The organism is Bacillus sp. EU55 (assembly GCF_038005925.1).
In the GTDB taxonomy this organism is placed as follows: Bacteria; Bacillota; Bacilli; order Bacillales; family Bacillaceae; genus Bacillus; species Bacillus velezensis.
In genome coordinates this window covers 1,995,320-2,017,776 of sequence record NZ_JBBOUE010000001.1, presented here as the reverse complement: position 1 = coordinate 2,017,776, position 22,457 = coordinate 1,995,320, and the positions used below count along the sequence as shown (strand labels likewise).

At 33.3% G+C, this 22,457-nt stretch carries 33 protein-coding genes; 3 read left to right on the top strand and 30 right to left on the bottom strand.

Features of this window, described 5'->3' with window-relative positions:
• Positions 1-55: 55 nt before the first annotated feature.
• Entirely contained in the window at positions 56-280 is a 225-nt protein-coding gene (locus NYE50_RS10140) for a helix-turn-helix domain-containing protein (protein WP_102422180.1), read from the top strand.
• A 224-nt stretch (positions 281-504) separates the two neighbouring features.
• On the opposite strand, the gene NYE50_RS10135 is transcribed toward NYE50_RS10140, so the two are convergent.
• The 13 genes from NYE50_RS10135 to NYE50_RS10075 all read right to left on the bottom strand — a co-directional run bounded on the left by NYE50_RS10135 (position 505) and on the right by NYE50_RS10075 (position 8,692).
• Positions 505-1,482 (bottom strand): phage lytic cycle repressor MrpR family protein, encoded by a 978-nt coding sequence (locus NYE50_RS10135; RefSeq protein WP_014470161.1) that lies wholly within the window; start codon positions 1,480-1,482, stop codon positions 505-507.
• A 20-nt stretch (positions 1,483-1,502) separates the two neighbouring features.
• On the bottom strand, positions 1,503-2,894 hold the full coding sequence (locus NYE50_RS10130) for a DNA sulfur modification protein DndB (RefSeq protein WP_224988235.1): 1,392 nt from the start codon (positions 2,892-2,894) through the stop codon (positions 1,503-1,505).
• An 86-nt stretch (positions 2,895-2,980) separates the two neighbouring features.
• On the bottom strand, positions 2,981-4,063 hold the full coding sequence (locus NYE50_RS10125) for a tyrosine-type recombinase/integrase (RefSeq protein WP_224988236.1): 1,083 nt from the start codon (positions 4,061-4,063) through the stop codon (positions 2,981-2,983).
• Positions 4,047-4,280 (bottom strand): helix-turn-helix domain-containing protein, encoded by a 234-nt coding sequence (locus NYE50_RS10120; RefSeq protein WP_224988237.1) that lies wholly within the window; start codon positions 4,278-4,280, stop codon positions 4,047-4,049. The genes NYE50_RS10125 and NYE50_RS10120 overlap by 17 nt, the downstream gene beginning before the upstream one ends.
• 43 nt (positions 4,281-4,323) lie before the next feature.
• Entirely contained in the window at positions 4,324-4,662 is a 339-nt protein-coding gene (locus tag NYE50_RS10115) for a hypothetical protein (RefSeq protein WP_224988238.1), read from the bottom strand.
• Between the two features lie 5 nt (positions 4,663-4,667).
• A complete protein-coding gene (locus NYE50_RS10110) occupies positions 4,668-4,868 on the bottom strand; it encodes a hypothetical protein (RefSeq protein WP_224988239.1) in 201 nt (66 codons plus the stop codon).
• A 338-nt stretch (positions 4,869-5,206) separates the two neighbouring features.
• Positions 5,207-5,335, bottom strand: a complete 129-nt coding sequence (locus tag NYE50_RS10105) for a lysogeny pheromone AimP family peptide (protein ID WP_224988241.1) — start codon at positions 5,333-5,335, stop codon at positions 5,207-5,209.
• A 14-nt stretch (positions 5,336-5,349) separates the two neighbouring features.
• Complete coding sequence (locus NYE50_RS10100; RefSeq protein WP_224988243.1) at positions 5,350-6,513, bottom strand: AimR family lysis-lysogeny pheromone receptor; 1,164 nt, start codon at positions 6,511-6,513, stop codon at positions 5,350-5,352.
• Positions 6,514-6,655: 142 nt separating this feature from the next.
• Positions 6,656-7,066, bottom strand: a complete 411-nt coding sequence (locus NYE50_RS10095) for a type II toxin-antitoxin system HicB family antitoxin (protein WP_224988245.1) — start codon at positions 7,064-7,066, stop codon at positions 6,656-6,658.
• An 82-nt stretch (positions 7,067-7,148) separates the two neighbouring features.
• On the bottom strand, positions 7,149-7,481 hold the full coding sequence (locus tag NYE50_RS10090; protein WP_021493562.1) for a hypothetical protein: 333 nt from the start codon (positions 7,479-7,481) through the stop codon (positions 7,149-7,151).
• A 5-nt stretch (positions 7,482-7,486) separates the two neighbouring features.
• On the bottom strand, positions 7,487-8,032 hold the full coding sequence (locus NYE50_RS10085; protein ID WP_021493563.1) for a hypothetical protein: 546 nt from the start codon (positions 8,030-8,032) through the stop codon (positions 7,487-7,489).
• 48 nt (positions 8,033-8,080) lie between these two features.
• Positions 8,081-8,212: a hypothetical protein gene (locus NYE50_RS10080; RefSeq protein ID WP_224988247.1), complete on the bottom strand. Its 132-nt coding sequence runs from the start codon at positions 8,210-8,212 to the stop codon at positions 8,081-8,083.
• A 228-nt stretch (positions 8,213-8,440) separates the two neighbouring features.
• Complete coding sequence (locus tag NYE50_RS10075; RefSeq protein WP_021493566.1) at positions 8,441-8,692, bottom strand: hypothetical protein; 252 nt, start codon at positions 8,690-8,692, stop codon at positions 8,441-8,443.
• Between the two features lie 70 nt (positions 8,693-8,762).
• On the opposite strand from NYE50_RS10075, the gene NYE50_RS10070 reads away from it, so the two are divergent.
• On the top strand, positions 8,763-8,945 hold the full coding sequence (locus tag NYE50_RS10070; RefSeq protein ID WP_224988249.1) for a hypothetical protein: 183 nt from the start codon (positions 8,763-8,765) through the stop codon (positions 8,943-8,945).
• Positions 8,946-8,959: 14 nt separating this feature from the next.
• Here the strand turns inward: NYE50_RS10070 and NYE50_RS10065 are convergent, their stop codons facing one another.
• From NYE50_RS10065 to NYE50_RS10035, 7 genes are all read right to left on the bottom strand, one after another.
• Complete coding sequence (locus tag NYE50_RS10065) at positions 8,960-9,184, bottom strand: hypothetical protein (protein WP_021493568.1); 225 nt, start codon at positions 9,182-9,184, stop codon at positions 8,960-8,962.
• A gap of 24 nt (positions 9,185-9,208) precedes the next feature.
• On the bottom strand, positions 9,209-9,436 hold the full coding sequence (locus tag NYE50_RS10060) for a hypothetical protein (RefSeq protein WP_021493569.1): 228 nt from the start codon (positions 9,434-9,436) through the stop codon (positions 9,209-9,211).
• A gap of 42 nt (positions 9,437-9,478) precedes the next feature.
• Positions 9,479-10,030 (bottom strand): hypothetical protein, encoded by a 552-nt coding sequence (locus NYE50_RS10055; RefSeq protein ID WP_224988251.1) that lies wholly within the window; start codon positions 10,028-10,030, stop codon positions 9,479-9,481.
• Between the two features lie 193 nt (positions 10,031-10,223).
• Positions 10,224-10,556 (bottom strand): hypothetical protein, encoded by a 333-nt coding sequence (locus tag NYE50_RS10050; protein ID WP_127010674.1) that lies wholly within the window; start codon positions 10,554-10,556, stop codon positions 10,224-10,226.
• A 117-nt stretch (positions 10,557-10,673) separates the two neighbouring features.
• Positions 10,674-10,877 carry a helix-turn-helix domain-containing protein gene (locus NYE50_RS10045; protein ID WP_014470137.1) on the bottom strand — a complete coding sequence of 68 codons (204 nt, stop codon included), beginning with the start codon at positions 10,875-10,877 and terminating at the stop codon, positions 10,674-10,676.
• Between the two features lie 93 nt (positions 10,878-10,970).
• Positions 10,971-11,408, bottom strand: coding sequence for a hypothetical protein (locus NYE50_RS10040; protein WP_224988253.1), 438 nt, complete (start codon positions 11,406-11,408; stop codon positions 10,971-10,973).
• A gap of 80 nt (positions 11,409-11,488) precedes the next feature.
• Positions 11,489-11,761, bottom strand: a complete 273-nt coding sequence (locus NYE50_RS10035; protein ID WP_060964978.1) for a hypothetical protein — start codon at positions 11,759-11,761, stop codon at positions 11,489-11,491.
• 480 nt (positions 11,762-12,241) lie between these two features.
• Between NYE50_RS10035 and NYE50_RS10030 the strand changes: the two genes are divergently transcribed.
• A complete protein-coding gene (locus NYE50_RS10030) occupies positions 12,242-12,814 on the top strand; it encodes an acyltransferase family protein (RefSeq protein WP_224988255.1) in 573 nt (190 codons plus the stop codon).
• Between the two features lie 746 nt (positions 12,815-13,560).
• On the opposite strand, the gene NYE50_RS10025 is transcribed toward NYE50_RS10030, so the two are convergent.
• From NYE50_RS10025 to yonT, 10 genes are all read right to left on the bottom strand, one after another.
• On the bottom strand, positions 13,561-13,887 hold the full coding sequence (locus NYE50_RS10025; protein ID WP_014417894.1) for a hypothetical protein: 327 nt from the start codon (positions 13,885-13,887) through the stop codon (positions 13,561-13,563).
• A gap of 31 nt (positions 13,888-13,918) precedes the next feature.
• A complete protein-coding gene (locus NYE50_RS10020) occupies positions 13,919-14,356 on the bottom strand; it encodes a helix-turn-helix transcriptional regulator (protein WP_224988257.1) in 438 nt (145 codons plus the stop codon).
• Positions 14,357-14,382: 26 nt separating this feature from the next.
• Positions 14,383-14,847 carry a helix-turn-helix domain-containing protein gene (locus tag NYE50_RS10015; RefSeq protein WP_224988259.1) on the bottom strand — a complete coding sequence of 155 codons (465 nt, stop codon included), beginning with the start codon at positions 14,845-14,847 and terminating at the stop codon, positions 14,383-14,385.
• Between the two features lie 16 nt (positions 14,848-14,863).
• On the bottom strand, positions 14,864-16,009 hold the full coding sequence (locus NYE50_RS10010; RefSeq protein WP_224988261.1) for a hypothetical protein: 1,146 nt from the start codon (positions 16,007-16,009) through the stop codon (positions 14,864-14,866).
• A gap of 35 nt (positions 16,010-16,044) precedes the next feature.
• The gene (locus NYE50_RS10005) at positions 16,045-16,218 is read right to left on the bottom strand and encodes a hypothetical protein (protein ID WP_224988263.1); all 174 of its coding nucleotides are present in this window, start codon (positions 16,216-16,218) and stop codon (positions 16,045-16,047) included.
• Positions 16,199-16,561 (bottom strand): hypothetical protein, encoded by a 363-nt coding sequence (locus NYE50_RS10000; RefSeq protein WP_224988265.1) that lies wholly within the window; start codon positions 16,559-16,561, stop codon positions 16,199-16,201. Before NYE50_RS10000 ends, NYE50_RS10005 begins: the two co-directional genes overlap by 20 nt.
• Before the next feature lie 89 nt (positions 16,562-16,650).
• Positions 16,651-18,252, bottom strand: a complete 1,602-nt coding sequence (locus NYE50_RS09995) for a DNA N-6-adenine-methyltransferase (RefSeq protein ID WP_224988267.1) — start codon at positions 18,250-18,252, stop codon at positions 16,651-16,653.
• A gap of 51 nt (positions 18,253-18,303) precedes the next feature.
• Positions 18,304-20,175, bottom strand: a complete 1,872-nt coding sequence (locus tag NYE50_RS09990; RefSeq protein WP_224988268.1) for an LPD29 domain-containing protein — start codon at positions 20,173-20,175, stop codon at positions 18,304-18,306.
• Between the two features lie 327 nt (positions 20,176-20,502).
• Positions 20,503-21,735, bottom strand: coding sequence for a hypothetical protein (locus tag NYE50_RS09985; protein ID WP_340764370.1), 1,233 nt, complete (start codon positions 21,733-21,735; stop codon positions 20,503-20,505).
• A gap of 575 nt (positions 21,736-22,310) precedes the next feature.
• Positions 22,311-22,448: a type I TA system toxin YonT gene (gene yonT / locus NYE50_RS09980; protein ID WP_340764367.1), complete on the bottom strand. Its 138-nt coding sequence runs from the start codon at positions 22,446-22,448 to the stop codon at positions 22,311-22,313.
• Between the last annotated feature and the right edge of the window lie 9 nt (positions 22,449-22,457).

The window sequence follows — 22,457 nt, the reverse complement described above, 5'->3', positions numbered from 1 at the left end:
GGTATGATATGTATTATGTCTTTCCATAACAGAACTAGCAGGAGGATGTCCGATAATGATTAAAGTTGAGATCGGGCAATGCTTGATACCTGAACTTTGTAGAAAGAAAGACATTACAATTAATGAACTTGCTGAAATAACCGGGATCAAAAAGCAGCAATTGAGCGATTATAACCGGATGAAAAAAGTCGAGATGACTATCAGAACAGCTAAAAGGATCGCTGAAGCATTAGATTGTAATGTGGAAGACCTCTATGAATTCAAGGTTGAACGGCATTGAGTTTCGACTAAGACAAATGTCTTGGTCTCCTCCTGAGTAAACCATACGGTTTACACAACTATTTTACTACATGTTACCATTGGTGGAAAGAGCTTATTTTGGCGTATTGTGTCTAGTTTTGTCGAATGTCAAAAATTTTCGTATTATCATTATCGATATACTTATATTTCTCTTTTTATTGCAAAATAAACACCCAGCCTTAAGCTGGGCGGGGAAATAAATATTTAAATCAATTCTTCTTTTAAATCTAATTCTTCTGCATAAAGCTTCTTTACCACTTCTTCATTAACGTAATCTTTCATACTGTAAACAGCCCTAGACCTATTACTAACAACTAAATTAAAATCATCAATGATCTGGTATCTAACGGCATTATCTATAACGCCTCTTTCCTTATAAAGCTGATATGCGCGATACAGATGGCCTGACCTTACAATTGTATTAGGCGTAAGAAAGTTTATTTTAAAGAACTCTGAGATATCCGTAATTAAATTCGTAATTATGTGTCTACCGGCTTGCCCTTCATTTTTTCCCCGGGTTATTTTGGTTTTGATTACATAATCATTGTCCACCAGTGACACTGCTTTTGCCCAACCTTCACCTCTACCATTTTTCAATTGATACATGGTTTCCTTTGAAGCGTTTAATGCAATTATGAGACAATCACTACTAACTTTTAATTTGCGATCTCCATTCTTTATGTCATGCAATGTTAAAACATTATCGTTTAGCATTGCTTCTTCAATTTGTTGCCGTGAAAGACTAAGAAGTTCGGAGTGCGCCATGCCTGAGATGCCTTCAAACAAACATCTTAGAACTGCTTTCGATTGATAATTGAGCAGTTTTTCTTGCATCTCTTCCAGTTCACTATAGGAGATGTATAATTTTTTACCACCTAAGCACCCATATAGCTCTTCATTCGATATAGTTCTCGCTAAATTTACAGTACCCTTGCTCAAATTATAAGATGCTGCCCAATCGATATACATTGACAATAATGATAATGTTCTTTTTACACTCCCAATTGTTGTTTGATCGAATGATCGTATTAGCTCTAAAATCTGTACTGAAGTGAAATCATAAATATCTTTTTTATAAAGATTTTCCGTTATTTCTGATTTTGAGAACAGGGGTCTCAACTGATGAGCTACTGCCTCTGTAACAGAATCTAAATACTTTTCCTTAATATCACTATTGAACATTGCATCAAACATCTCCTAAGCTAATTAAATTGCTGCTCTATCTCTATTTCTCTGAAGAAGTCACAAATTTTTTGAGGAGCTCTCGGATTACCGTTATTATCAATGACCCCAAGCTCCTTCCAAAGAGGATTGTCTTTTCTGAAATCAATTGGTTTTAGTATCTCTTCGACCTTATTTTCTACATCATCAATCGATACATCTGATTCCTGTAATCGTTTCGCTAATTGAACATAGCCGTTAAAAAACAAATTGGCGTTAACAAGAGATCGCTTCCGTTCGTCTGCAATACTGCCTAAAAATTCATCAATATAAATATTGGCCATAGCATCAAAAAAGGCACTTAAGTATCTCCCGGTTTTCAAGATGTCTGCTTGATTGCTAAAATCCTTTTTAGAATAGTTGCGTTCAACAGCTTTCTTGAACTCCGAAAAAGTAATTAACAGGTTTTGCCCGCGGTTGATCCAATCACTGTTGGTCTTAATGTAATCGCCAATGAGACTGTTATCTTGAATAAACTTAACGATCTTATTCGAGTAATAATGCTGACTCATCTCAGCAACCTTAGATTTTTTCACTGGGTTTATAGTGTTCTGTTGTCCAAAATGCTCTCTAGCCTGTTTTTGAGTGTAATTGTATATGTCTACTTTGAACACACGCTTTAGCAAATGCTTTAATTCAGGATGTTGTCTAATAGCAGTGGTTATCCCGATAAGTCTATGATACCCGTCCAGCACGTCCAAAATTGTACCTTCAGTTACTGTTAAAGACATATTTTCTTCGTCATATATTAACTCAATTCCTTCATCCGCGCTGCCTACACGTGCATTAAAGGTGAACATTGAGCTTATTAATTTTCCCTCTTTAAACAACTCTTTAATTTCATCTACTGATTTTTTATTTAATTCAGGAACGGGTATTTCAATATCAGTTCCTTCAAGTTTCTTGGTTTTATTTGTTCTTTGAGCATTCGGATTATAATGAAGTAGCTTATTTTCAAATAGACGATAAAGCTCTTCAGCAGTAATCTGGAATGTTAAATTGCTATCTGAGTATTTAACAGCGTTTTTAAAGGTGTAAGGAAGTTTAATTTCGTCTTCCACTTCACCTTCCCAAAGCGTTTCAATATCCTGCATATCGGCTTCAGTAAAATAATTGGCAGGGTTAAACCTTTCTGATTCAAGAATCTTGAATAGGCATTTAGCTAAAAAATACATGTATTCTTTAGAAAGGTCTAACTCTGGATTTTCTAATTCGTTAATTATTTTTTGTGTTGTACCAGGAGGTATTTTGAACTCCGCCATACCTATTTGGACATCATTTATAAAAGAGCGTATATGTTTTTTTTCAGAAAATACGTCTCTCATTTCGGTGAGCAATTTCTCATTTGCAGATTGGTCAAATATCACCGTCATTATATCACCTCATATTATGTTGCTAAAATAAAGTTACCAAAGGGAAACTTTATTATCAAGAGAAAAATAAATAATAATTATTTTAATTATTTCTCTTTTGATTCCGATTGGAATTTAATGAATTTATTCAGTATTGACGGCTCCACTGTTTCAAAAAAAGAAATAAAATCTTCTTTTTTAGCTTTATAAAGAATGTCAATTTCAATGTCCTCATCCATAATAACGCCTGCAGCCTTGGATATATCTTTTCTTTTACTCATATAACGTTCAGTGGTTGCTACACTGCTATGATTACCTTGCTCCCTTGCAGCTAATATGTCGTGACCAGTGTGTTCGTAAACATAGTCAATGCCCACGCCCTTAAAAGAGTGAAATTTCAAGTCCCTCTCAGGCGGAATTCCCAGCCTTTCTTTAGACCGTTTTAGAGAATGTCTTAGAGATTGCTCAGATAGACCTTTAAAAACATAATCCGTGTCGACTGCGTTTTCATCTCTTAGTTCTAAAAGCTCTTCATAAAAAGATTTATTGATCCCAGTAGACACCACTTTAGAGCCCTTGTCTAAAACTGAAACCACATAATGACCGGTCGTCGGATCAAGTTCAAAATCAATCCATCTTAATACTAATAATGCGCTAAGACGAAAAGAAGTTCTTGCTGCTGCCTTCACACACAGTTTTTTGTGTAATGGTTTTTGACGTTCGTTAATATACATATCTTCTGCTATAAGATCAGCTTCTTCTTTATTTGTTCTTCCCCAATTCTTCTCAACTGTTTTCAACTTTCCAACAGAGTCAAATACGCTTAAATCAATAAACTCATTGTAATCGTGGCTAAGGTATTTATATAGCATTCTTAAGGATGCTAATTTTCTTTTAATACTCTTATTCACAAGTCCTTTACTTTGAAGGTGTTTTATATACCCCGCAAGGTCGCTTTTAGTGATTACTAAATCATTTTCAGACAAATATTCGATTTCTTTTTCTTTTATGATTCTGAAAAATTGCTTTATATCACATGCATAATTTTTTCGCGTATTAGAAACAGCAGTTAAATCCCGAGTCTGGTACTTTGAGTTACCTGAGCTACTGGCTATGTCTTTGGTGTAGAGAAAGCTCATAATATCCTCAAACACCTTGTATTCCTTAATAGGTTTAATTTCTGCACTCATCGTCCAGTTCCTCCTTCCGTTTAAATTCGTTATCATCAATAAGATCATCAATGGAAACATCCAGTACCAAAGCGATCAGCTTAACGGAAGTTACATCTCCCTCATGCGGTTCATTAATGATTTTCTTGAGTTTATCAATATTAATCATTGTTTCTTTTGCAATCTGTTCCATTGTGATGCTGCGTTCTTCCATTAGCTTTTTAATTCGCTTTGACATAGGATCCTCCTTATAAGTTATGTATAATAAGGATATGTCCGCCCTAGAGCTGCGGTTTATAAATAAATTGCTCAAATTCAATTGAGATATGTGTTTTTAAATTCTCCATAAAAGCTATAAGCGTAGCATAATGAGGATTAGATTCTGCAGTTCTAGACAGTGCATCTCCGCCTCTGAGAACGCGCTCTATATCCTGGAGCAATGCTTTCACTTCCGTTTTTGCTTTAAATAGGTCGCTTTGAGTCTTTGCGTTAAGTATGATTTTTCTGATGTCCAATATACTATTTAGATATGTCTCAACAGCCATATTAGTAAAGTTTTCGTCAATGCTCTTAGTACTGCTAATTTTCTTCTTAGTAGCCTTTAAATCCACTACTTGCATGGGTACTAACCCTCCTTACACACGCTCAATAATTTCATATAACCCTTAGTCATTTCCTTCCTAACGATTTCTCCTCTCTTTATTTTTTCTTTTTCTAATTCCTTTTCGTTTGCAAAGAAATCGTTATGTGCAATATTTTCAAACTTATTCTGATATAAGGTTTTATGTAATGTCATGCTGCTTTGCAAATACTTTATAGCCGACATAATTTCTCCTCCCGAACCAATACTTATTTTTTCTTTTTATTTCTAAGTTCATTTTAATGCATTAATCCTAATAAGTAAAGATGTTTTAACGACAAATAGCACATTCTTTTTAATCTTTTTTCGAATGTGCGTTGTGGAACTATTTTGTTTTTAATAAAGGAAGCTATTTAAATATGTAAGGAAAGTAATCACTAGAGTTTTTTATATCAGAACTTTCTCGTGAAACCCTTAAAACCACGAAAGACGCTTAGCTCAAAAAGAGCCAAACGTCTTTGGTTAATCAGATGGATTTTATTAAGTAAATAATAATATTGTTTGTCTTATGTGTCAAATCTTATTTATGCGCCCCTAACCATGCTTGCTACATCAATTTCTCCCGATGCTTCATTATTTGTTTCGAGTGTGCTTACAGCAAAAGAAATTGCTAGCACACTAATGATTGTCATCACCATTAACATTTTTTTCATACTCTCACCTCCTTTCAGCACATTGCCATGATATCTAATATTCTCTTACTTACTCCTCTGTTTTCAAGCGCTATCAACGGCAACTTTATTAGAAATCTATCGTGCGATTTTTTGTAAAACTCTACAGAATCAAAAAAATAATCAATGTTATCTTCATGCAACCCCATTAAGTAATAGTGAAACCCCAGTTCATTTTCATTTTGTTTTTTTGTTTTAAGACTATTCAAAAGGTCTGTAGCTTCATCAATCTTCTGTTTATTAATGTAGTAGTGAGCCAAGGCCTGCATGTCCTCAATGTTTGACGAGTCTTTATTTAACCAGTCATTCTCTTTATTCCACACATTGCAAACAAAACTTAGATTCTTTTTGAAAAATTCAGCAAAAAAAGAATTTTCCTTTGCAATGTTTAAGCCTTTGACATAGCAGTCCCTACTTTTCGAGTAATCTTCAAATACATATGAATTCCCTAAAGTTAGATAGCTAAAGACTTTAAATCTAAGAACGTTGGTGTTGTCTATCGCTAACTTTGCGTTTTTCCTACACTGTTCCAGATCATTCTCGAATAAAAAAATATTAGCTTTTAAAACATATAATCTAGTCGTGTATGAACTTTTTATGAATTGATTCTCATTCATATCAGTTAAATCAATTTTCTCCATCAAGGAAAACATCGGTGCAAAATCTCCATTATTTAAGTGGGAGTAAAGCATTGCAATTTTTTCAAAGGTATTCATCTCTTCTGTTTTAAACTTGAATTTCCCAAAAGCTTTTGATGCTTCAATAGTTCCAATTTCAGATTTCGACAGTTTTCTATGTATACTGTATACTTGTCCATATTCTTTACTTTTATTATTTGAGCAATTTATCATCTTCTCAATTAAATTATCAGTAATAATATGATAATTATTAGAGTCGGCATACTCCAGCGCACTTCTAGCAGCTTTTGTTTTAACGTCGAGTTTCAAGCAATAATCTGACATAAATTCATATTCTCTTTCAGGGTATTGGCTTTTAACTATATTGACAATCGCTGAAAACTCACTAAAGGTTTTTCCATCATGATTTAAAAAATCGTAAAGGGGGTTCGGATTTTTAAGACCAGCTATTTTCGCCCATTTACTCATGAGAGATTTATCATTTTCTAAATCTTTTCGCATAGCTATTCTTATAAGCTCCATTTGTTTCCCCTCTTTTCATATGTTTCTTTGTTATATTCTTATAATACAGAACAAACACAATTAAGTCAACTGGTTTATACTTATTTTTTATTTTTTTGTGTTTAAAATTCGTATTTTATGTAAACCGGCACAATAAGGATTCTTATTGTGCCTTAAAGATATTTAGTCCGAGTTTATCTTTTAATGCATCCTGCAGCACCTGAGAAAAATTAATGTTCTTTTCTTCAGCCACTTCATTCAACCACGCAGGAATAGTTAATGTTTTCTTGACTGATTTACGTCTATATTCATCGCGGAATGCATGCATAGGTATATCAATCAAGCACACAACTTTATTTTCCGCTGTCTTAATTTCCGAAAACGGTGAAGGGCCAGGATACTTCTCTCCGTCCATTTCTAACCCATATAAATGAAGCCCTAAAGCTTCTTTTGCCATGCTAATTGCCTCTGTGTCATTCGATCCACAGGTTACACACCCAGGAAGGTCTGGAAAGGTTACTGTAATACCATCATTTGCAAAGTGTAAAATAGAGGGGTAAGATACCCAATTCATTTATAATCAACTCCTTATTGAAGATTATAAATACATTTAAAAAGTTTGCAAATTCGATACGTATAATTAAACGTATTTGTCTTTATTGCTCACTTTCTCCCGGCCAAATGCACATCTCAATTTCACTTTTTAATTTCTTTTTTGTTTCTTCATCTAATTTTTTATAAAGAGCACGGGTAAGATTTCGCTGATCAATAATCATGTTGACTAAGACTGACTTAGTACGTTTATTTAAACCTGCTTTTGTTAGTAGCCACTCGTCTTCATACCCAATAAACCCAAGCAACACTGATTCAAGATCACGTATCCGTTTTTCCATTTGATCTTTGTATTCAGCTCCTGCACTAAAACCATTTTTAAACTCTTCATTATCAAATTTGTTCTTATTTAGATTATTGATAAATGTTTCATCCATGTCCATCAACCGCCAAAATATGTGAAATCAAAATAGTACTCAGAGGCATTATCTTTAAACTTCATGTCAAGTAATAGCTCTACCCCTTCGTTCCCTCTTTCAACCGGTATCACGGAAACATCATGTGTACCTAATGGGTAACAATTTAAAAAGAGTTTAGCACTTTCTTCTCCTCTCTTTATTGCTTTATCTATGTTGATATTTGAATTGTTTTCTTGAAATTCTTTATTAATACTTTGTAACACAAAAAATGCCTCAACTTTATCTTCAGATGCCCTGCTATTCGCAACAGTCCTATTTACTTTGTGATCAAATGAATCTCCGATTAATGGCAATGTAAAAAGTTTAAACGCTGTATCCTGAAGAATTTCTTTTTTACCTTTTTCATAAATATCAATGTAATACTCTTTATATAATATCTCATTAACAAATTCTTTTGTTTTTAAATCAACACTTTTTGAAGGATATTTCCCTTTTGGGGTTGCTACCAATAAAATAATGGATTCGTAATTCACATTAAGGCATTTTCTATAATGATTTAATTCTTCCATTCTAAAAACCTTCTCCCTTTACATTAATTTTATTTAGACTTGTGTTTTTTAAATTCTCTTCCATTCAACATACTCAAATCGTTGCTGATAAAGGTCTTCCAGGATTGTGACCCATTCCACCCAGCCGTCCGCAACGATGCTTTTCTTCTCCCCATCCTCAATCCATTCAATCCAGTACACCTGAACACTCCTCACCTAGTAATAACTTCAATTTGTCTTATAGCAGAAGTGGCTTTAAACTCCATATGTAGCTCATTTGCGATCGCTAAGGCTTCTGACATTGTAGTGAACTTAGAAGCGCTATGAAGCCCCTTAGATGTCTTATAACCACTTCCATCTAATTTAAATGACTTGAAGTAATCATCATTTCAAATTGAATAACAAAAAAGGTATCGATAACCGGCATAGCTAACTCCTCTTCAGCAGACCAGCAATTTTTATGGCCAGTGGCAGCAATCCAATTAATATGTAAAACACCATGATATTTATTTTATTCTTAAAGAACAGTTCAATCATATTCTGCTCCATACCTGGTGAAAATGAATCAATCAGTTCCTGCTTAAACTCTTCATCATAAACCTGATCAACGAATAAGGCCTTAAATCCTGTCAGAAAGCCAATACCCAGCCAGAGTATTAAGAAATATGCTATTCCAATCAAATAAAACCCCTCCTTATATACATCGTCTGGTATTATAGTAGTGTTAAATACTTTGTGTAGGTGAAATTTAATGGAAGAGAAAGATTTTGAGACTAATGGCTACGATGTAACAATTGTGTATGATTATAAGGAGTATCCTGATGTTAAATATGGACGCTGCGACAACTGTGATTACGCTTTATTCAAGAGTTCAGTGAAAAGTGGTGTGTTTTTACGTGAGTGTCGCAAATGTGGTATGAAGAAGAGCATTTAGTTTAATGCTCTTTTTTATTTCACTGGATCCATGTAGCTTACATATACTTCAATTCCGTCTTCAGTTTTATATTCCGCAATTTTGTCTGGATCCGATTCAATCTTTTCAATAAGCCGCTTTGCACTTTTATTGCCCTTTTCACTATTTGCAGCAACAATCCAAGACCAATAATTCCATTCAGAGATGCAAGACTTAATCTTTTCTGGTATCTTATGACCTCTTGTATAAACCTTGATCATTTGCATACTCCCCCTGCTGGTTCATTATTTAATCCAAAAAGCTGGTGGAACGCTCAATACTCGATATTGTTCATCTAAATAAGCATACTTTCTTTCCCAATCACTTTTCTTCCATGCTTCTTGATTTGAGTATGATGGATCTTTTGGTTTTGGATAGTCTCCATTTACCCAACCATTTTCAATATGATTTAGTTTGGCTTCGTTGCCCTTATCATCATATTTGTACCAGACAGTTATCATTTTGGCTACCATAAGTCATCCTCTCCCTTATTGTGCATTTATGATTTTTCACAATTATTTCTTATTGCCAAGCATAAATAATAAGGCACCCTCTGTGCCAATCAATTCATACTTTATTCCATTTTTAGAGGCGGAATGTTTTGTTCCTGTCTCAATTACATTATTAAAATTCAATTCATTTAAAATTAATCGTTCCTTATCTTCATCAGAAAGTTTTGAATCTGCTACACTACTTAATGCTTTCATTATTTCTTGGTATTGCCCTAAGGAAATTTCATCCATTTGATTTGAAGGAATGCCAATAACACCATAGGGAAAAATGATACGGTCTTTACTATCTACAGATGCCGTAATTGTGAAACCATTCCATTTGGCCATATAGACAGATGACCCATCATTAACCTTCTCAATTTTCGAATCATTAATATCAATAACTCCGTTTGAAACTTTGTATATTTTATCTTGAAACTTATCCTGTGTTAATCCTGAGCTTCTGCCAAACACGAGGTACCCAACAGTAGCGATTATAACAATAGCGATTATCAATCTCTTATGTCTATTGATTACCCTCCAAATATTATTAGTTGTATCTGTAAACTGGTTCATTAATTCACTCCTTCATATCTGCGTTCTAAACACCTTTTCATGTTCTGATGATTGTTTTTCGTTCCACAGTTGTCTTAGTTCCACATAAAAGAATGATTTTATAAAGAATCATCCTTAATTTTATTCCCTTTCAACTAACTTACCAAGGTTCGTTTCGTAGTAAACTCTCCATCACTCATAGTCAATCAACATTTTATTCATATGTATCAATTATCAATGTTAGTGTTTTATCTTCAAAATTAACTTGATATGTGCTACAACGAACTTCTGCTGTTAAATGATTGTTAATTACAAATTCTTCGCCTAGTTCGGCATCAAAATCTTGCACCAACTTAATATAATCTCTTAGTACATCTTCACTACTCCTATGAATAGTAATACTTGTATTTAAATCTCCCAATTCTATACTCCCGCAGACAGAAGCTAAATCCTCATAGCTCGCGTCTAACTTTTCGCCGTTAATGATTACAACCCCGTTACTAATACCTTCTATTTCATTTCCACCTATTAAATGAGCCACTATCATAGTGTCACTTCCCTTCTGATTAAAAGTACGATTTTATGTAGACCTAGAAAATTTGTAAGTATTTACTGTTCTTGTAACCTTAGCATAATTCGATCACTTTAAGTGTTCAATATCTTTTTAATCTTTTTTGTAAATCAACAGCTCATGCAGCTCAATGTCTAAATATGTACAGACTTTATCAAGCAGATCCCTTGGATACCGCTCCATTTCATCATGATAAAGCTTCCTAACTGTGTTAAAACCATGGTCAATATCATTGGACAGCTTTCGAATACTGATATTCCTTTCGTCTAATATCGGCTTTAGATTTGATTTAATCAATTTAACTACCTCACATTCATTATGTATGATCACTTTAAATTATCATCATATGCATAAAAAAGGTCAAGGATATACCTTGACTATGTATTAAGCTTACCAATCAAATGAATCTTCATGTTCAAATCCATAAATACCTTTAATCCACACATCTCCGCAGCCTGGATTCTTTGTAATCTCTAACACATGATTACGATTAGCGTCCCCCTCTACTCGATCTGTAGCAGTATAGTCAGCATAGTTTCCAACAAACTGCTTTTCACTACGTGGAAATACCAAGCCAGCAAGAGTTATCCTACTGATTTTCATATTTAGAGTACACCCTTCTGCATTGCTAATTGTGAATTTGTAGAAGAGCCAAGTGCGATCATAGTTCCGATCAAAATAATCTGCCATTGAAAAACTCTCTGAATCCTCACTCATGTGAAAATTCACATTTTTGTAGTCTAATGTAAGCTTCGCCTCAGCCCTTGGTGTGGTAAAACTCAATAAGAAACCTGCGCAAATCAAAGTCAGTACGATTAACTTCTTCATTTCCCCTACCCCCTTCTTCCAAATTATACTACATCCAAAAAGGGGGCAGTCTATATTATGATGTCATCATTGAGATTTTTTTATTCTACTTCCTCTGCGCCATATTCAATAAAAGACTCAACATCTTCTTCGTACTCAGCAATGGCTACTTCTTCCGTTAAACCTTCTTGCTGCATTCTTTCTTCAACACTTAATACTCTGCAAATCACTTCGTAATCTTCAAACGCTTCAAAGGCTTGCTGCCTGGCAATATTAATAGCCTCGTCATAACTGTCAAAATCAAAAGCTTCCTCATCTCTTGTGATATCGTTAATTGAACCGCCTACACCATAGAAAAGTTTGTATTTTGTCATGTTAACCGCTCCATTCGATAATTTTATTTTTATCCTGTAAATTAAGTATACACCAAACACTTTAAATAGTCAACTTCTTATTTTATATTTATTCCTATTTTTTTAACTCCTAATCTTTAACGCCTTCTGGATGCAATTAAAATAATTGCATCTTAAAAACCTTCCCATTATATTTTTATACATTTGTCCTTAATGCTTCTTTTCCATGGTTAATATCGACACTTAGCCTAGAAAATGAAACTTCTTCTTTATCTGTATTCTTCATGATAAAGCTAGATATACATGCATCTATGAATATCTACATGTATTTATACATATCTACATTTCCATATATCACACGAATATGTCCTATTGAGAACAAAAATATTTATTTTAGTTCATTTTTAAGAACAAATCTTCCATTTTTATGATATAATCATCACTGCTTATAGGCAGCCTTACTGCTTATTCGCCATATGGTATAGGAAAGAGGTTCTTTTAATGAATGTAAAACACTCTAATTGTTTCTTTGTTGTCAGGCTTTTTGCTGCTCTTTGTGTGTTGATTGGTCATGCTACAAGAGATCTAAATATTTCTGTCTTTGGTTATACCCCAGAGAGCAAAGCAATATTTCACACCGGCATATCAATCTTCTTTTTTCTAAGTGCATTTTTTCTTTTCACTTCCTATGAAAGATCCAAGCTTAAAGGGAATAATGTAACTGATTTTTATTGGAGCCGAATTATCAGGATCGCACCCGCAATATACACCTATGCTATTGCCTCCACTGTACTGCTAATTGTTCTAGGAGCTCTTTCATTAACAGTATTCACTACAAAAGATTACTGGATATGGCTTCTTAGCAATCTTATGTTATATCCTCAATACTTCCCTGATATATTTCATCACATTGGTACAGGTCGCCTTAACGATTCACTTTGGACAATTCCTGTTCAGATTAGCTTTTACCTGGTGTTACCCGCAATTTATTGGTTTTATAAACGTTTCGGATTCCAAAATATGATTCTTTGCTCTTTTGCTGTTGCACCCTCAGTGTGTTGGTTTCTTTCATAATTTTAAAGTTCGCACAAGGCAGTGTAATCGGTGGGCTTTACCTACATTCTTTCCTGCCGCAGATGTTTTATTTCACTTTGGGCATCTTCTGGGCTAAGGCATGGAGCAAGTCACCGCAGCATATCGTTTTATTTTTCTGCTCTATAATTTTATTTTTATTCTTTAAATTTGATCTTCTACATCTCATCTCAATAAACAACACATTATGGAGCTTTTTATGGTTCATTCCTTTGAGCTATGCAATTATTTGGTTCGGGTACAATGGGCCGAAGATATTGTGGCAACTGAACCGGTTAGATGATATCAGTATGGGGATTTTCATATGGCACATGGTGATCATCAACATCTTCTTATACACTGGAATTAATAAAACATTGTCTGATTACCCGCTGATCATAGCCCTAATTGCTGTTACTGCTGCATCCGCATTTCTTTCGTACAGAATAGTGGAAAAACCCGCTCTTAAATTACGTAATATCAAGAAAAACAAACCAGTCAAAACAAGGATTGCGAGCTAACTGCAAGGGCTGTTCTTATGTAGGCAGCCCGAATCCTGTTTAGCATGAAATGGTGTTTTTATTTAAAATAGGCTTTGGAATACTAACGTTTCATCAAATAGCTTTGATATTTTCGCTTTCACAAGATGGACAGTCTTCATCAAAGTCATCGCCAATCCATTTATACCCACACTCTTCACACTTGATCAGTAGCTCATCCATTGTTCATCTCTCCTTAGTCTCAGTTGCCTAACTAATTAATGGCTTAATTTCTTTTACATATTCAAAAAACTGCTGTTGACCTTCAAGAATGCCAAACATTTCATGCCTACCAGTAAAGACCCATTGAGGTGACTCCCCATTTGTCTGTATCTCTACAGTAAAGCTTACTCCTTTTGTATTAATCTCTTCATCTTCCTCGAGTTCATAATGATGTTCAATTAATCTTTTCAATGTTTGACCGTCTTTTATTTCCTTAGAATAAAATGTCAACCCCTGATCTTCATATTCCTTTAGTTTAAAGCCGTTGTCCAGTAAGAATTGAAGGATGTTTTCATTTAATTTTGATTTTGTCATGCTTTATTCTCCTCTCTTTAAAATTGTTGTTTTATTTAGATAGCTGTTCCTGTAAAAGCTCAATGAGATATCCTTTAGATGTACCGTTTAACCCTTCAAGCTCTTGAGCTATCTTTTGAGCATCATTTTTTAATCTTTGGTTTATTGACTCCATATCTTCTTGAGACAAAAAATGTGTTTCTATTTTATTATGAACCTTTACTTGCTTAGTAATATGCCGATTGGAGCATATTCCATAATTCCCTAAAACATTGTCAATTTCTTCTTCATCAACCCCAAAAATTTTAAGCATATTGAACATTGTTTCATATTCAGGATTTTTATTATGTCCATTTTCAATTTGGCTGATATATGCTCTGTTTTTTCCAATCATTTCAGAGAGCTTTGTTGAGCTAATGTTTTTATAAGCTCTCATTACTCTAATGTAGTCTTTTAACTCATCTAAATTTTTGAAATTTAGTTGATTCATCCGAAACATTTCCCCCTCCGCTATATTCATACTCGACTCTCATAATAGCTAAATAACTTCTTTACTTCGTTCTTTATGTAATTCTCTACATACTTTTTTAAGTCTGTTTTTTGTTCATCTAGCCATTCTTTAATGGCCTTTTCTATCCAATGGGATTCTAATTTGTACGCTGAATCTTCGCTGTTTTGTAAACCCTCTTCTCTTTTTACAGCACTGATTCTAATTTCCCCTCTGGTTAATTTCCCAAAATCACAAGAAAATACATATAACATTTTTTCTGTTGGTAATTCAATATCTAAACCGAGAAAATCGGCAATTCTTTTCATAGTTTGCAAACTGTTTTTTCTTTGCCCAAACTTCCCGTTTTCAATGTTAGATACAGTCCCTTGACTCAGTCCTAAGCACTCAGCTAACTTAGCTCCGGTAATATCTTTTGATATTCTTTGCTGTTTCAAAAGTTGTCCGATGTTAATAATTTCCTCTTGAGTCAATCTAATCTCTCCTCATTTACATCTTAGTTAAGTTCCCATTGCGTTCCATTTTGAAAGCTGATGAATTAATGTCTTTTTGAAAGTTAGTATTTTCATTTAAAATTGTAAGCCGAGAAATATGCATAGAAAGTTTGTTATTATCTTTATTAGCTGTTTTAAGCTTCTGTTTAACTTTATGTAGTTCTTTATTAAGTTCGATAATTTTATCTTCTTTTCTTTCGTCGAGTGATTCTTCAATATGGTCAATTTTCTTATGAATCTCATCAAAGGATTTGCTATGTTGCTCTTGAGTAGTTTTAATTTGATTAATTATCTTATAAATATTGACTGTTCTAGCATAGTTCCTTTCATTTTGACTATATATAGAGTTAATCCCTTTCAATAGTTTGTTGCACACCTGCTTTAATTCTTGATATTGTTCGTTAGAATTAGCTATCTGCTCATTAACCCTACTTGAATGATTGAAACAATCATAGGTATATTGATTGTTATTTTTCAGATGCTCACCTTTGGATACCTTTATTAAAGTTTGTTTATCGAGACGATGACGCAGTGGTTTTAATATTTTATCCCCTGTATACCACCTAGAATGTAAAAGACCATAATTGACTTCTAGTATGGAAGACAACTCTTTCATTGACTTACGAATTGGGATTGAATTTTTAATTCCTGTTTGAATATGGTTAAATACGAAGTCGTCTAACTCTTTGTTCCAAGTTCCCAGGAATTTCAGTGTGTTCTCTTTAACTTTTCGAGCAGTATTTTTCTCTATCTCTAATAAGTAATTTCTTACCTTGCTAGCCACTTCAGATTCAGTTAATAACATTCCTATTCTTAAAACTGCTTGTCTTGGGATAATATTTAATCTGGCAATCTTTTTATACATACCTTCACCTTGAAGGTATGTTGATTTGTACACTTTCAATCCTTGACCTTTTAGGGTTTCAACACCATCAAATTCAAGTTCAGCTTTATTTCTATTCATTACTGACTGTATGGTTTTCAATTCAACTTCATAAAAGTCGGCCACCATTTTAACAGTCATATGCTCACCGTCTTTAAGTAAGATGACTTTTTTAACTTTATCCAAAACATCAGTTCTTTTAATATACTTATCTCTATCTTTTTTTGTTCCTTCTAATAGTTTTAATTCGTTTGCCATCTAAATCTCTCCATTCTGTTTAAAGTATTGTTGTTTTATCCGACCTGTTCTACATCATTCAAGTTAAACCAAGAAATCATTATTGGGGTATCAGGGTTTGTCTCATAAATATTCAATTTGATCATTTGACCGCTTGCTCCTATTTTTTGGAATACTCCATAGTAACCCTTCCATTCCCCATTAATAATTTTATATAAATTTTCCAGCATTATTTAACCTCTCCATTCCGTTTAAATATTGTTTTCTTATTTTTTCATATTCTCCACTGTTCTTTAACTCTTGAAGAGTTGGATCAGTCTCGTCAATAATAGCGTTCCCACAGTTGCAATCCCACTGTATAAATGTTTGATTTTCGCAAACTAAACAAATTGGGGTTTGGTAATCAGGAGGTGAATAATCTTCTTTATCTTTGTATAAAGGATACATTTCATCAAAGAAACTTTTAACTTCCCGATCAGTCATGACAGCTATAGTGATTGAAACTGTTTTTTCTCCAAACTTGTTGATTAAGAATTGCACACGTTCTTTTCTTCTTTTTGGTACGGAAGCCATCTGTTTAAAACGCCCTCCATTCTGTTTAAAATATGCATTTTATTTTATTTTTTCACTAAAAATACAGCATTGCTTCCCCCGCACTAGTGTTATGATGTAAGCATGAGAAGCTTCGATGTATCCAAGATATAATAAGAAGCGTTATTTACCGTATCACTGTAAGATTGCGCACCCTCAAAATCATTGATTACGTCTTTTTCTTCTGCCGTCATATCCTGATAGTTTACCTTGCCATATGAAGGAGGAAGCCAATTTTTCTTTTGGCTACCAAAGATATTAAATTTCTTTAGAATTTCCATATCTTTGAACTCGATGTGACATGTTCCTTTTTTATAGAAAGTTACATAAAAGTACTTTAATTCTATTTTTTTCGTTTCGCCGTAATGCTCAGCCAGCTTTAAAGTTTCATCTATGTTAATGTCTTCTGTTAACCCATTGTCAAGGTAATTGAAAACTTTTTCGATATCTTTCAACTTTTCTAAGACCTTATAGTCTGTTGGATTATACCTGCCATCTAGCCAGCTATACGCATTCAACGGAATAATAATTTTTTTATTTATTTTGTATGATTTATTTGTTTTCCACCCATTATATAAGTGCACATTTTTTGATGATTCATCATAGTAATGCTTGTGGCTAAATTCTTCAAAAAGATTAAGTATTGTATCTTCTACGCCTTGTGTCATTTCTTTGCTCATCTGAATTCTTAATGTATAGATATTGAACAAAGAAAAATCATAATCTTTTAATTCCTCGACATGCTGCAAATACTTTTGTTTCAGATTGCTTGTGAAGAGCCCCATGAATTGATCATTGTTAAATAACGTATCCCAATACTTCGCCCTAATTTGTTTTATATATGCATTCTCTATATCATTTTCTTCGGTATTCTTATCAATCTGAAGCTTCAATATTGGAGCACTGTTATCATTGAAACTATCCAGCATTAATGGTTTTAAACTGTTGTATTCATTGATTAATTTTAAACCCGCTTTGATTTCATAATTGAACTGTTCTACAATTCCTTTTATAAAGTCTGCATTCACTAACTGTGTTGCTTTATAATCGGCACTGATTTTATGGGACTCATCTTTTGTCAATTCTTCTATTAGAACGCTGCTATATTCCTGTTTTTCAATGCTTATGTAAATTAGTGCTGTTTCAACTTCTGTACTTCGCTCTGAACCCTGGAAACCGTTTTGAATGTATTCGACTTCTGCATTTATTTCTTCTAGTTTACGTATGAGAAATTTCCTGTCGTTTGAATACGGATTTTTTAATGTTTCGGCATTCAATAAGCAAACAATTTGACCTGATCTTTGTTGCCCCTCAATTAATTCAATCGCCTTTAATAAGTGTTTAACGCCGCTGCTGAAAGGTGGATTCATAAAAATCAAATCGTATTTCTTGTATGTTCTAAACGTCAGAAAATCATCAGCTATTGCTCTGTACTCTTTTCCTTTAAGTATGTGTCTCAAGTTTTCATCTTGTTCAATTGTATCAATGTCATATTTCGAATTCCTTCTATAGTTGCTGGTGTTTTTAAATTGAGTGTAAATGGCTTCTACTAAGTTCCCTTTGCCTGCTGACGGCTCCAGAACAGAGTTTATGTACTTCCATTCTACTTTAGATGTCATTTTTCGGATTAACTGTGGTGGTGTTGGATAAAAATCCGGATTATCTTTAAGCATTTTGAGCTCCCCTTTTTAGGGAATGAGATGTTTTCCCATCCCCTCATTAGTTTATAGATTAGGCTTATATGTGTTGATTATTGGTTTGAAGCTTTTTTTATTTAAGTAACCTAAAACCTCGTCAAATTGTCTTTTGTCACACGAGTAGTACTTACTGTGAATTATTTTAGTCCCATCTGGTTTAACCTCTACATTATTCAATACTGTTTCGGGCAGCGAGTGCCACCCTTTGAACATCAATAATTCTGAATAGAAGTGTCGGTAATATAACTTTCTTTTATTTTCAGGCCTGTATGTTAACTTCACTGCATTATCATATTGAGCATATTTAGTTGACTGGCAACTGTCATACTTTATTTTTTCAGTAATTAAAGATCCGAGATCAGATATGTAAAACAGAGTATATTTTTCACCTTTTTCAAGATCAGCACTTTTAAATTGTTCTTGAATGCTGTCAACTTCATGGAGAATTCTGTATAAAGCAGTTTTTAATTTTTCTGTATCTGCTCGTTGGATAACCTTTTTACTCAAATTTAAATTATTCAATTTCAATTTTTCTTTGAGTGAAGTTTTATAATTGTCCCAGTCTTCATTATTCCAGGTTAGAAATATATTTAATTCTTCAATGACTGAGCTAGAAAGATCTTCTATTTTTTCCGCTTGATATTTTAACTCGTCTAATTCTCCTTCTTTTATCGCTTGTTTATGAGAAATTGACTTTTCAATTTTTGCATTGTCCACTAAACCAACATACCTTGCATAAGAATAGCCTTGAGCATCTACAATAAATTGCAATTTCCCATCGTAGTACACTCCTACGCCATATAAATTCCATTTAACTGTGTTCTTTTCTAAATCGTCCATATTGTAATAATCAATCATTGAGTTAATTCTGTTGTCTTCGGTAAAGCTTCCACCGGTTTCCGCAAGAAAATCAAAATCATTCAAAAGCAAGTTAGAAAAGTTGTTTAAAGCTTCTTCAGTATTGAAATGTACTTCTTTTGTAATTTTCACATTTTCAAGTCTGTAGTCACCTTTAGCAACCTCGTCTTTATATTGATCAAGTGTTTGATTTTTGTTTAAGTTGGCAAACTGTGCATCAATAACAAAATACTCCTGATCTTCATACAGTTGTTTTACTACAATGCTGCTATAGATATTTTCGACTTGTTCCTTTTCTTCTTGTTGTTGTCTCTTATATTTAGCATTTTTGAGCTCTTGCTCGTTTAAATATTCCTGAAGTTCTTTTTCTTTTCTCGCTTTCTCGGCTTCTTCGAATTCTTCCATCTTTGAATCAAACAGTGCCATATCTTCTTTAGTTTCTTCTGTTTGTTCTGTCACTGTATATTCCCAATCTAATGAAACATGACCATAAAAGTTGTAGCTACCTGCGTAATCAGTATATGTATCTGCTGGGCTGTAGCAATGGCGATAATTGTTTAAAAGACTGTTGCAATAATCATAAATCGCAGTCAAATAAGCTGAGCCTTTTTCATAAGGACTTGATTTAATTTTAATGTTAATAGTGCTATGTAAATAGCTTCCCCCAGTAGTAACAGAGAATTTGCATTGTGGGAAACGTTGTCTCAAATGCTTTCTTATTTCCTTTGCCATTTCTTTTACTTCTTGTTCCTTATTTACTTCTAATTCACTCCATTGTGCTGCATCCCACAGACTCATTTTTACACCCTTAGCTTTCTTTTTGGTTTTAGTGATTGTTTTAGAAGATGAGATTTCTTGTTTAGTAACACCATTAGCGATCTGCATTGATTTTTCTGTCCGTTTGCTCCACCAGCATTTTTTGAATCCAGAGTATCGAAAACCGTTTGATTTAAGATGAGTTAAAACCTCTTGTTCTGGTTTACTATCAAAATAAAGTTCAATTCCGTTTAACTCTTCGTTAATTCTTAAAACAGCTGTCATTTTCAATCTCTCCATTTCAGAATACATATTTTTTATATTTATTAATTACATTATACCTTGAATACTTTAATAAATCAACATATATAATACTTATTTTTTATTTTTAATATTATCAAATATGTTGCTCATGAGGGGGTTTGGGGGTGGTGTGAGCAAAAATTGTTCAGGTGAGGAACGAACCGTTTTGAACAATTAGCAGCACCCCCATTCTCTTATTTTATTTATTAAAATTATTTACCTCTTTTCTTCTACGAGATACCCCCTTTAAACCCTTACGCATCAAGGGTTTCAAAAACGATTTATTGCTTTTTTTTTCATACGTCTTATTCATATCTTGTTTTCAAGCCAATCTTTTAACAGCTTTCTCATTCGTGATGAAGGAACATAAATGTCGATATTTTGACCATTTCTTATTGCTGATCTCCATATCCATTGAATCATTTCAGAAAGTGCAAAATTATCTTCGTCGATATTAATTCCCTTTGATCTAAAGTAATCGTCAATTGCAGGATTGACAAACCTATTTATTGAATAAACTAATGTTTTCTTATGGCTGTATTCGTTTGTTGCCTTGATGTTACAGGCTAAAAACCCTTTTGTATATCCTTTACCACTTAGCTTGCTCTTATGTGATTTAAACGTTGTCCATAGATTGTCCTTAGACTTTGATTTAATGATGTTTTGATAATAATTAAGTATGTTATTCTTTAGTCTTTTATGTAACACTGACCGTTTTTCAAACCACGTTTTTGATAATGCGTAATAGTCATCACCGATTTTATTTAAATCACCTTCATATATTCTAATTTTATTCTTAAGTTTATCCTTCTTTGCTTTATCAAACTGCTTATTGTATCGCATCAATTTGTAGCTGTGATTGTCTTTAACTACGGCATAAAGTTCATATTCAATTCCATGAATATCATAATAATATTTCTGTATCTGCGCATCAAACAAATATGTAAGGTTATATACTTGCTTAAATTGAGTAAAAATGTCAGCTGGGAATTGCCAAAAAAGTACGGAATCATTGTGCAGAATTAAATTATTACTCTTGGCTAACTGTTTAAGCGTTTGGAATTCTCCTCTATACTCCCTATTAAGATTCTTTTCTTGATCATCATTCCATATGATTATTCCGTTTTGATTCTTAATCCATTCATTTTGAAACAACATATCTAAATCATCATTAGATATATTTAATTTCTTTACTACTTCCATTGTTTCATCAAGTATAAGCGTATAATTTCCCGAATAAATCAATTCTTTAGTTGTTTCATTAGCCATACTGAATAAAGCATGAGTTGTCACAATGTCATTGTTATCCGCTAAATGTTTGTGCAATGAGTCCAGTTTATAGAGTGTTTCGCCCTCCTCACTATGTATTTTCGGTTCATAAAACTTTCTATTGGTACATGACCGTTTTATCCTTGTTACCTCGTCAAGATAAGGTGTGATGAATATGAAGTGTTCATCTTTTGGCGCCTCATTCATCATTTTAATAATGTATGTTGTTTTACCAGATCCCATAATGGAATCAATCACTTTAATCTTTTTCATTTATCCTCCTTATATTTTCTTTTTAAAAAAGGAACGATAAACAATTTACCGCCCCTTCTTATGTCTTAAATTCAATTGTTAGTTCTCTCTTTAAGATCATTAAAGTATCCTTCCAGCCTAGAAAATGAATCATTATTGCACTGTTGATCACTTTTTATAATAACAACATAGATGCAATTTCTCCAGGTACATTTGTGGCAGTCCATTTATTTGTCCCGCTCATCTCTAATAAGCACCGTATAGTGGGATGTTAGTTGGACTTGTCTACATTCTTTCCGCGTAAAACAAAGTAAATGATCCATAACAAAATGATGATGATACACGTTACTATAAAGACAATCGTAATAAGCGACTGTATTCCGTTGCTGAAGTAATCTTTGATGAAGAGGAACAATAAGAATAAAATAACAAATGTAATGTTCGTAAACCACAATGAGAATCGTTTCATGTTTACAAAGTGCTTGATCATGTTATAATATGGGTAGCAACTAAAGGGGAAATTAATCCCCTTTAGAGATGTTATTTGCGTGTACGTTTGCGTTGTCTCTTTGGTCGGAGACGCTTGCGTATACGCTTTATTTTTTTTGTCTATCTCTTTCGCCTTTCTTATTCTTCTTTATGTTTTGGAATTTCTCAACTATTGTTAAACAGTTGATGATCAAAACCGTGATAGGAATAAGAAAAGCAATTGCTATACCCACTTTCTCAAGCACTTATGTACA

Bases quoted from the DNA above. Each gene is read 5' to 3' on its own strand.
- NYE50_RS10140 (WP_102422180.1), top strand. From the start codon at position 56: ATGATTAAAGTTGAGATCGGGCAATGCTTGATACCTGAACTTTGTAGA.
- NYE50_RS10135 (WP_014470161.1), bottom strand. From the start codon at position 1,482: ATGTTCAATAGTGATATTAAGGAAAAGTATTTAGATTCTGTTACAGAG.
- NYE50_RS10130 (WP_224988235.1), bottom strand. From the start codon at position 2,894: ATGACGGTGATATTTGACCAATCTGCAAATGAGAAATTGCTCACCGAA.
- NYE50_RS10125 (WP_224988236.1), bottom strand. From the start codon at position 4,063: ATGAGTGCAGAAATTAAACCTATTAAGGAATACAAGGTGTTTGAGGAT.
- NYE50_RS10120 (WP_224988237.1), bottom strand. From the start codon at position 4,280: ATGTCAAAGCGAATTAAAAAGCTAATGGAAGAACGCAGCATCACAATG.
- NYE50_RS10115 (WP_224988238.1), bottom strand. From the start codon at position 4,662: ATGCAAGTAGTGGATTTAAAGGCTACTAAGAAGAAAATTAGCAGTACT.
- NYE50_RS10110 (WP_224988239.1), bottom strand. From the start codon at position 4,868: ATGTCGGCTATAAAGTATTTGCAAAGCAGCATGACATTACATAAAACC.
- NYE50_RS10105 (WP_224988241.1), bottom strand. From the start codon at position 5,335: ATGAAAAAAATGTTAATGGTGATGACAATCATTAGTGTGCTAGCAATT.
- NYE50_RS10100 (WP_224988243.1), bottom strand. From the start codon at position 6,513: ATGGAGCTTATAAGAATAGCTATGCGAAAAGATTTAGAAAATGATAAA.
- NYE50_RS10095 (WP_224988245.1), bottom strand. From the start codon at position 7,066: ATGAATTGGGTATCTTACCCCTCTATTTTACACTTTGCAAATGATGGT.
- NYE50_RS10090 (WP_021493562.1), bottom strand. From the start codon at position 7,481: ATGGATGAAACATTTATCAATAATCTAAATAAGAACAAATTTGATAAT.
- NYE50_RS10085 (WP_021493563.1), bottom strand. From the start codon at position 8,032: ATGGAAGAATTAAATCATTATAGAAAATGCCTTAATGTGAATTACGAA.
- NYE50_RS10070 (WP_224988249.1), top strand. From the start codon at position 8,763: ATGGAAGAGAAAGATTTTGAGACTAATGGCTACGATGTAACAATTGTG.
- NYE50_RS10065 (WP_021493568.1), bottom strand. From the start codon at position 9,184: ATGATCAAGGTTTATACAAGAGGTCATAAGATACCAGAAAAGATTAAG.
- NYE50_RS10060 (WP_021493569.1), bottom strand. From the start codon at position 9,436: ATGGTAGCCAAAATGATAACTGTCTGGTACAAATATGATGATAAGGGC.
- NYE50_RS10055 (WP_224988251.1), bottom strand. From the start codon at position 10,030: ATGAACCAGTTTACAGATACAACTAATAATATTTGGAGGGTAATCAAT.
- NYE50_RS10050 (WP_127010674.1), bottom strand. From the start codon at position 10,556: ATGATAGTGGCTCATTTAATAGGTGGAAATGAAATAGAAGGTATTAGT.
- NYE50_RS10040 (WP_224988253.1), bottom strand. From the start codon at position 11,408: ATGAAGAAGTTAATCGTACTGACTTTGATTTGCGCAGGTTTCTTATTG.
- NYE50_RS10035 (WP_060964978.1), bottom strand. From the start codon at position 11,761: ATGACAAAATACAAACTTTTCTATGGTGTAGGCGGTTCAATTAACGAT.
- NYE50_RS10030 (WP_224988255.1), top strand. From the start codon at position 12,242: ATGAATGTAAAACACTCTAATTGTTTCTTTGTTGTCAGGCTTTTTGCT.
- NYE50_RS10025 (WP_014417894.1), bottom strand. From the start codon at position 13,887: ATGACAAAATCAAAATTAAATGAAAACATCCTTCAATTCTTACTGGAC.
- NYE50_RS10020 (WP_224988257.1), bottom strand. From the start codon at position 14,356: ATGAATCAACTAAATTTCAAAAATTTAGATGAGTTAAAAGACTACATT.
- NYE50_RS10010 (WP_224988261.1), bottom strand. From the start codon at position 16,009: ATGGCAAACGAATTAAAACTATTAGAAGGAACAAAAAAAGATAGAGAT.
- NYE50_RS10005 (WP_224988263.1), bottom strand. From the start codon at position 16,218: ATGCTGGAAAATTTATATAAAATTATTAATGGGGAATGGAAGGGTTAC.
- NYE50_RS10000 (WP_224988265.1), bottom strand. From the start codon at position 16,561: ATGGCTTCCGTACCAAAAAGAAGAAAAGAACGTGTGCAATTCTTAATC.
- NYE50_RS09995 (WP_224988267.1), bottom strand. From the start codon at position 18,252: ATGCTTAAAGATAATCCGGATTTTTATCCAACACCACCACAGTTAATC.
- NYE50_RS09990 (WP_224988268.1), bottom strand. From the start codon at position 20,175: ATGACAGCTGTTTTAAGAATTAACGAAGAGTTAAACGGAATTGAACTT.
- NYE50_RS09985 (WP_340764370.1), bottom strand. From the start codon at position 21,735: ATGAAAAAGATTAAAGTGATTGATTCCATTATGGGATCTGGTAAAACA.